2 protein-coding genes are annotated in these 1,304 nt (G+C 39.0%); both read left to right on the forward strand.

Going from position 1 to position 1,304, the window contains the following annotated elements; all coding sequences use genetic code 11:
- Positions 1 to 454, forward strand: a 454-nt coding sequence (locus VXQ92_RS18535; protein WP_416682796.1) for an OmpA family protein, incomplete at its 5' end; no start/stop codon positions are given.
- 86 nt (positions 455 to 540) lie between these two features.
- On the forward strand, positions 541 to 1,304 hold a 764-nt coding region (locus VXQ92_RS18540; RefSeq protein ID WP_416682797.1), incomplete at its 3' end, for a Rossmann-like and DUF2520 domain-containing protein.

The raw sequence follows: 1,304 nt of genomic DNA on the forward strand, positions 1-1,304 counted from the left end.
AGTTGTTGCCGCAGCGCCAGAAACAGCTGAACAGTCTGTAAGCAACAGTTTAAGTGCTTCACACACAGCCTTAACTGCAATTGACCCGACCAATGTAGATGTAAACGCACTAGTTAAAGCACTTAATTTACAAATTATTAACTTTGCGAGTGGCTCAAGTGACATTCCTGCAGATAACAAAGCTATTCTTGATCAAGCAGCAACTCTTTTAAATAAAGTGACTGGTGTTAAGTTAGATGTAGGCGGTCACACCGACTCAACAGGGAATGCCGCTGCTAATAAAGCGCTTTCTCAACGACGTGCTCAAGCAGTAGTAGATTATTTAGTTTCTAAAGGAGTGGATGCTTCTAAACTGGTTGCTAAAGGCCATGGTTCAGAACAGCCAGTTGCAGACAATACGACCGAAGAAGGACGCTTTAAAAACCGTCGTATTGAGTTTTCAGTAGCTCAATAAAAAACAGATTTTATTGAATTCTAATTTGAAAAAAGCTTCTCATTTTGAGAAGCTTTTTTTATAGAAATAAATATTGTTAGGTTGGCATGAAAATTAGTTTGTTAGGGAGTGGGCGTGTTGCCTTTCATTTGGCAAAGGCACTTTTGGCTAAGGGACATAACATCGTACAAGTCTATGCACGTGATTTTGAGAAAACCAAGAAGTTTGCAGAGCAAATTCAAGCGAAAGCATGTCAGTCTCTTCAAGAGTTTCAACCAAGCGATTTAATTATTCTAGCTGTTTCAGACAGTGCTATTACTGAACTTGCAACGCAGGTACACGAGTTATTTCCCGAAATGCTTATGGTTCATACTTCGGGGAGTACAGACATTCAAGTCATCAGTCAGGTACATGAAAAAGCAGGGGTGTTTTATCCATTACAAACATTTAGCTTAGAAAGAGATGTTGATTGGAAAGCCACACCATTATTTGTAGAGGCGACCAATAAAGATGACTTAGCAATACTTTCTGATTTAGCAAATAGCCTAAGTAAGCGAGTGTATCAATACACCTCCAAACAACGTTTAACTTTGCATTTGGCAGCCGTGTTTGCCTGTAATTTTAGTAATTATTGTTTTGATATGGCAAAGCAAGTCGTAGACGCGGAACAGGTCGACTTTGGCTTGCTTTATCCATTAATTCTGGAAACAGCAAAAAAAGCTACTGAAAATAATCCAAAGCAAATGCAAACAGGACCTGCAATGCGAGGAGATCAGAATATCTTGGCAATGCATCAAAGCTTATTAGCCCAAGCAAATCGAGATGATTTAAAACAGGTTTATCAACTTTTAAGTGATGGCATTGTAAAGCG

The organism is Acinetobacter sp. 228 (assembly GCF_048147885.1).